General features: G+C 63.0%; 6 protein-coding genes. 4 read left to right on the top strand and 2 right to left on the bottom strand.

Going from position 1 to position 6,831, the window contains the following annotated elements; all coding sequences use genetic code 11:
* Positions 1 to 164: 164 nt before the first annotated feature.
* Positions 165 to 1,289, bottom strand: coding sequence for an AI-2E family transporter (locus KFO72_RS26920; RefSeq protein ID WP_054930096.1), 1,125 nt, complete (start codon positions 1,287 to 1,289; stop codon positions 165 to 167).
* 260 nt (positions 1,290 to 1,549) lie between these two features.
* Between KFO72_RS26920 and KFO72_RS26915 the strand changes: the two genes are divergently transcribed.
* The 4 genes from KFO72_RS26915 to KFO72_RS26900 all read left to right on the top strand — a co-directional run bounded on the left by KFO72_RS26915 (position 1,550) and on the right by KFO72_RS26900 (position 5,510).
* Positions 1,550 to 2,764, top strand: a complete 1,215-nt coding sequence (locus tag KFO72_RS26915) for a DUF2863 family protein (protein ID WP_036003896.1) — start codon at positions 1,550 to 1,552, stop codon at positions 2,762 to 2,764.
* 198 nt (positions 2,765 to 2,962) lie between these two features.
* On the top strand, positions 2,963 to 3,844 hold the full coding sequence (locus KFO72_RS26910; protein ID WP_054930097.1) for a LuxR family transcriptional regulator: 882 nt from the start codon (positions 2,963 to 2,965) through the stop codon (positions 3,842 to 3,844).
* Positions 3,845 to 3,953: 109 nt separating this feature from the next.
* Positions 3,954 to 4,628 carry an energy-coupling factor ABC transporter permease gene (locus KFO72_RS26905; protein WP_054930095.1) on the top strand — a complete coding sequence of 225 codons (675 nt, stop codon included), beginning with the start codon at positions 3,954 to 3,956 and terminating at the stop codon, positions 4,626 to 4,628.
* A 198-nt stretch (positions 4,629 to 4,826) separates the two neighbouring features.
* Positions 4,827 to 5,510 (top strand): BspC domain-containing protein, encoded by a 684-nt coding sequence (locus KFO72_RS26900; RefSeq protein ID WP_060600216.1) that lies wholly within the window; start codon positions 4,827 to 4,829, stop codon positions 5,508 to 5,510.
* Positions 5,511 to 5,634: 124 nt separating this feature from the next.
* Here KFO72_RS26900 and KFO72_RS26895 read toward each other — a convergent pair whose 3' ends face one another.
* Positions 5,635 to 6,801, bottom strand: coding sequence for a M14-type cytosolic carboxypeptidase (locus KFO72_RS26895; RefSeq protein ID WP_054930093.1), 1,167 nt, complete (start codon positions 6,799 to 6,801; stop codon positions 5,635 to 5,637).
* Between the last annotated feature and the right edge of the window lie 30 nt (positions 6,802 to 6,831).

Below are 6,831 nucleotides of genomic sequence, written 5' to 3'. Positions count from 1 at the left end.
ATCGCCTGAAAAACCTTGCTGACTTCACGACCGCGCCGTCTCTGCCGCGGCCCCGTTGTGTCGCATCCAACTGACTGCCGCTCAACGAGGACGCGAATCTTAGGCCATCCCACGCCACGTGACAAGGGTGAGATGCAAAGTTTTTTCTAAAGCGGCCAAAGCAATCATTCCTCCCGCGCCTTCTCGACTTGCGCCACCGCGTCCACCGGCTTTCCACCCGCCTTCGCAGCCAGTTCGCGAGCATCGGGCGAACCGATCGTCCAGTCATGCAACACCGTGTATGCCACGGCGAGCAGCGTCGGACCAATGAACACGCCGAGGAAGCCAAACGCGAACGCGCCGCCCAGGATGCCGAGCATCACGAGAATCAGCGGCATGTCGCTGCTCTTTCCAATCAGGATAGGCTTGACGACGTTATCGGACATCCCCACCACCACCACGCCCCACACCACGAGAAAGATCGCCCATCCCGTTGCGCCGCCGTGATACAGCCAGATCGCGGCGGGCAGCCACACCACCACGGGGCCACCCGGTATCACCGAAAGAAAGAACGTCGCGAGTCCGAGCAACGCCGGCGTCGGCACGCCGGCAATCCAGCAGCCGAAACCAGCCAGCACGCCCTGCACCAGCGCCGTCCCGAGGATGCCATACACCACGCCCTTCACCGTGCTGCCCGCCAGCGCCAGCAGATAGTCGGCGCGCTCGCCGGCAATGCGCCGCATGCCCGCGTTGAGCCACGCCGCAGCGCCTTCGCCGCCCGTATAAAAGAAGAAAGTGAGAATGATGCTGAGCGCGAGCAATCCTAGCCCATGCGTGACAGCAAGTGCCGCCGCGAGAACCCACTTGCCCGCCGGCGCGGCCAGCACACGCAGTTGCGCAACCATCTCGGAATTACTGCTGGTCACGCGCTCCCAGAACGATTCGATGCTCGAGCCGACGAGCGGAATCCGCGCAACCCAACCGGGCAAATCGGGCAAGCCCGAATCCGTCAGCTTTTGCACGAACGCGGTGATGTCCTTGGTATGCGCGCCCAGCGCAAACCCCGCGTACACGAAGGGGCCCAGCACGACGACCAGAATGATGAGCACGATCAGCGTCGCCGCCCACTTGCGCCGCCCGCCCAAGGTCTGCGACAGCTTGCAGTACAAGCCCCACGAGCTGTAGCTGAGAATCGCGCCCCACAGCAGCGCGGTCGTGAACGGCGCCAGCACCAGCAGCGAGCCGCCGACCAGCAGCAGCAACGCGAACACAGCCGCCAGCCGCTCGATCAGTTGATCCGACTTCACCATGCATTACCCCCGACACGACCCCAAAGTGACCTGAACGACCGCCGCGCAGACGTCGAAACATCTGCAGAACGAGTATAGGAAAGCTCAGGCGAAAGCCACGAACGCAAGGCCCGACACGGACCAACAGCCTCCGCGAGCGCGCCCTTCACGGACGGACAAGCCCACACCGCGGGCGATTCGCTGCCAGCAGTGCGTGTCGATAATATGTCGACGAAGAAACGACTAGAATATATGGTTCTCTGCACACAACCTCCGGATTTATGCGCTCGCGAATCGCCAAACGTCTCCCTCCCGATGCCGACAAGCTGGTCGGTCTGTCGCTCGCGCTCTTCGCGTCGGGCAGCCGCACCGAAGACCGCTTCTGGGAATCCAAGCTCGACGCACTGCTCGCGAAAATAGTCCGCAACGGCAACCAGACCACGCTCGACGCCGCACTCGACCATCTCCAGCAGAATCATCCGGATGCTTACGGCGCCCTGGCCGACATGGCCGAAACGCATAGCGAGTCGCTGCTCGTCGAGCACGACGGCGTCCAGTACGAAGCGTTGCTGATCGCCGCGCCCGTACTGGCCTGGACGCGCTACGCGATTCCGTCGGGCACCCTCAAAGGCGACGCGGCCGACGCGCTGCGCGCCCATCTGCAGGCGCATGTGCTTGCAGCCGGCACGCGTGTCGCGATGGCGCCCTTTATGTATAGCATCGACCAGTTACCGCGTCATCACGTCGAAACCTGGCGGCTCGCGCAGCAGCTGGCGCAGGCAGCCGTGGCTGGCGGAAACGCGAAGATCAATTTTGGCGAACTGCCGGAAACGTCGCCCATTCTCGCCGATCCACGCTTCGTGCTGGCCGTCGTCGCGGCGCCCGTCGGCGCGCCCGTGTTCCGCTGGCAGGAGGAAGAAGGTGGCTCGCGCATCGAGCGCGGCCAATGTCTCGAACAATGGGCGACGCAAGGCGGCGCCAATCTGGCCGTCGTGCTGCCCGGTTGCGAGTTCGAATGCCTGTTGCCGGACGCCTACTACTCGGCCTGCCGCGACGCCGACGAGCGCGTGCGCCCGCACACCGTTCGCACCGCGGTGCGCTATCTGTTCGACACGATCGGCGCGACGCCCGACGAACTGCGCGCGGTCGTCGCCGGCTTCGGCGAGCGGCGCATCGACGAATACCGGATCGGCTTCACGCGCCGCGGCAGCAACGACGTGATCTACGGCGTCGTGTGGCCGCTGTACGGCCGCGAGAACGGCGACCCGGGCATCGACGAGGAACCGCAAGAGGCGATGTCGGCTGAAGGTCCGCTCGAAGATATCGTCGCGTTGCTGAAAGAAACGGGCATCACCGATATCCGCCGTCATGCTGGCCGCTTCGAGCCGGAATATTGTGACGACTGCGGCGTCCCACTTTATGCGGACCCGCTCGGCGAGATCGTTCACGCCGAAATGCCGGAAGATGCCGAGCCCGCTCAGCCACATTTCCACTGATCACTTCAGAGTTTTCTCTGCATCGAATCAAGCCCCGCCGCGTGCGGGGCTTTTTTCATGGCACTCGTCCTATGCCACCTGGACAGGCCGCCACGCGACTGGGAATTTGTCATCATCGACACGATGGTGCATCGCTGCGCGACGACGAAATCGTTGCGTGCATCGCGCCGTCACGACCGATCGATCAGGAGGCAATGCATGCGATTTTCAGTTTTCAACTCGGACGCCGAACGCAGGGAAGGACTCAAGACTCTCTTACGGCAAATCGACCGGCAGGCACGGTTCGGCGAAGCGCAGGACTGGCCGCAGGTCGAGCGCACGCTGCGCCGCCTGCAACCCGACCTGTTGCTGATCGACTGGGAGGACTGGATGTCGCCCCTCGACGCCCGCACGTTGCTCGCCAACCATCCCGGCCTGCCCGTCGCCGTGCTGGTCGACGACATATCGCCCGCCCATGTGCGCGCGTTCGTCGAGAAAGGCGTGCTCGGCGTCATTCCGCGCTCCACCGATCCGCGCGTGATCGTGCGCGCGCTAGAAATGGTTTTGCTGGGCGTTCACTACATTCCTGCGGGCGCCCTGTCGTTCGACGCACCCGTCTCGTCCGGCAAGCTCGCGCGTCAACTGAACGAGGCTCGCTCGCTAGAACTGGTCGCGCCGCCCAAGCGGCCACGCCTGGGCGGCGGCCTTTCGCCGCGGCAAGAACAGATCATGCGCTGCGTGCACATGGGCAGTACGAATAAAATGATTGCTCGCGCGTTAGGCATCAGCGAGGGCACCGTGAAAATCCATCTGGCGACGATCTTCCAGCAACTGGGCGCACCGAACCGCGCCGCCGCCGTCGCGATCTACAACGGCTGGCTCACCGCGCAACTCGAAGTGCTGCGCAGCGGACACAATCGCATCCAGCGGCCCGCGCGCGTGACGTCCAACGTTGCGCCACTGCGGCAGCGCAAGCCGCGAACTTTCCGCTATCCGTTGCCTGCCAACGACACCACCGGCGCACTGCCGATGGCCGCCGAAGCGACGACGCCCTACGACATACGGCGCAAACGCCCGGAACGCGACGACGGCGCGATGTAAAGGTGCAAAGGATGTAAAGGTCGAAAGGAATCCACCGTGAATAGACATAAATCATCGCTGGCATGGAATCCGCTCACACGTTTCGCTATTCAACGAGTAATATGAAGACATGGGTTTCCTCTACACACCGCTTCCGTTGTGGGTCGCTGTCGGTGGCTGGATCGCCGCTGTGGCTTTGCTCGCGCTCGCGCTCTGGAAGAATCCGTTCAGGCGCTTGCAGGAACCCGTGCTCCAGCATGTGTGGCTCGCCATCATCGTCGCCGTGTCGGTGCTGTGGGCGACCAACGCCTGGCTCGAAGATGGCACGGTGATTCACCTGCTCGGTGCGACGCTCGTCGTCACGCTATTCGACTGGGGGCTCGCACTCATCGCAATGGCCATCGTGACGGGGCTTGCCGCCGTCGTCTTCGACGCGCCGTGGCAAGGCATCGCACTCACCTTCCTCGTATTCGGCGCCGTTCCCGTCGGCGTATCGACGCTCCTGCAACGTGCATGCGTCGCGTGGCTGCCGCGCAATCTCTTCATGTTCATCTTCGGCCAGGGTTTCGTGTCGCCCGCTATCGCGGTGTCGGTGGCATCGGCCGTTGCGCTGGCAACGCATATCGCGCTCGCCGACGGCTCGATGTCGGTCATCCCGGCCGGCTATGCGTTTAGCGTGTTCCTGCTTGCGTCGGGCGAATCGTGGTTCACGGGTATGTCGACGGCGTTGATCGCCGTCTATCGTCCCGCGTGGGTCACGACGTATGACGTGCGGCGCTATCGTCTCGGCGGTCCGCGCACCTGATCCTTCAACCGCTGTGCAATGGCATCGAGATGAATGCGCCCGTCCGGCGCGATTGCTGATGCATGCAACATCCGCCCATCTATCGCTCGTTGAGATCGGGCACTACGACACGGCAAAATATTTGTGCCAGGATTGAACTCCTTCCTGCGGATGGGCATCTTATGTGCCTGACGTCTTCATAGCATTGATCATAGATAGATGGATCGCACCAACGCACCGCGCCGATTGCCGCGGTTGGTCGGCCGGCTAGCGGTGTGGATTGCGAGCGCGTCGCTCGCATGCTCGCTGCCTGCCCTCGCCGATCAACTCGGGCAGCACAACGACCTCGTCAGCAAATTCATCAACGATATGCACGCCGATCCGCTCGTTGCGGATTGCGCCGCGCATGGCAACTTTGTCGCGAGTACGTCGACGGCTTTCGATCACGTCGAGTTCCCCCCCAGTTCATTCGACAGCGCGCACGCAGCCGTCACGCCCTGGAACGATTCGTTCGACGAAGGCAAGCAGAAGGTCAAGGTCGACAGCGTCGTGACCGTCGAAGGTCTGGGCGTTCCGCAAAGCGGCGGCGACCCGGCGCAGCTCAAGTTCCGCTGCGGCTATGTCGGCGCGCAGATGCTCGCGTTCAGCTGGAACGATCCCGTGCCGCCTCTGCGCTCGCGAAGCACGGCGTCGTCGGGATCGAACACGGCGAAGGGCAAGCACGCTGTCAGCGGCAAGGGTTCGAAGAAAAACTCAGGCAAGTCGACGAAAGGCACGACGAACAAGTCAGGCAACAAGAAGTCGGGCAAATCGTCAGGCAAGGCCGTGACGACCAAGAGCAGCGCCGCGAAGACGAGCGCTAAAACGAGCGCAAAAAAGTCGGCCGCGAAGAAGACACATTGAGCTCGCGCGAGAGCCTGATCTGACCATCCGATCAGACAAACCACGCGAGCAATAAAAAGCGAGGCCACGCATCACGCGTGGCCTCGCTTTTTTACATACCTTTGCGATTCGTCGATACAGCGCGTCAGGCAAACGTCTCCATATGCCAGAGAATCGCCTGCAGCATCGACGCACCGAGCGACGCGCTGCGCTCACCGTTCCAGCCCACGCGTTCGTCGGGCAGATTGGCGTTGTCCTTGAACGGCATCTCCAGCGTCAGCGACAGGCAACCGAACTCGTTGCCGACGTACTTCGATGCCAGCTTCAGCGCATCCTGCCGATACTTGCTCGCTTCATAACCATACTTGTCCTGGAAATCGGGACTCGCGCGCTTGAAGTTTTCGATGAATGCCGTCTGCTCCTGGCGTTGGCGTTCGGTGAAGCTCGGCAGCATCTCCGAGCCCGCGACGAACACATACGGCAGCGCCTCGTCGCCGTGAATGTCGAAGAACAGATCGCAACCCGTCGCATGAATCGCGTCGCGCACGAGCAGCACTTCGGGGCTGCGCGCAGCGTCCGGCTCCATCCATTCGCGATTCAGGTTCGCGCCGGCCGCATTCGTGCGCAGGTTGCCGTGCACGCTGCCGTCCGGGTTCATGTTCGGCACGATGTAGAAGTCGGCGTAATCGAAGAGCTTGCGCGCGACGGGGTCTCCCGACCAGTCGCCCCACCCCGCGAGCCGCTTCACCAGACCTTCGACGAACCACTCGGCCATGGTCTCGCCCGGATGCTGGCGCGCGATGATCCAGATGGTCTTCTTCGGCTTCAGCGTGCCGTCTTCGAGCAAGCTCGGCGTGCCGAGCGTGAGCAGCGACATCGGCCGGCCTTCGACCGTCTTGCCCAGTTCCGTCAGCGCCGCATGCGGCATCTGTTGAACTGCGCCGAGAAATTCCGAGTGACGCTCTTCGCTGTACGGCTCGAAGTACGCGTAATAGATGCGGTCGAAATCGGGCGTGTGATCGATGGTCAGCACGCGGCCGTCGTACGAGGTCGGCACGCGAAACCAGTTCACGCGGTCATAGCTCGCGCACGCCTGATAGTTGCGCCAGCCGTCGGCGAATGCACAGTCGGCGGCGTTCTCGAAGGTCATCACGCAGCGCTCGCCGCGCGCGCCCGACAACCGGAAATAGAACCACTGCGCAAAGTCGGCGTGGCTGTCGGCACGCACGCGCAAGCGGATGTTGTCGGCCTGCGCGCAGGACAGGACTTCGATCGCGCCTGCGTCGAAATTGCTCGTAATGGATAGCGTCATGATGGTGTTTCCTGCTGGTTCGGCGCGGCG

The organism is Paraburkholderia sp. XV (assembly GCF_020177535.1).
GTDB lineage: Bacteria > Pseudomonadota > Gammaproteobacteria > Burkholderiales > Burkholderiaceae > Paraburkholderia > Paraburkholderia caribensis.
This window is presented reverse-complemented; position numbering and strand designations above follow the sequence as displayed.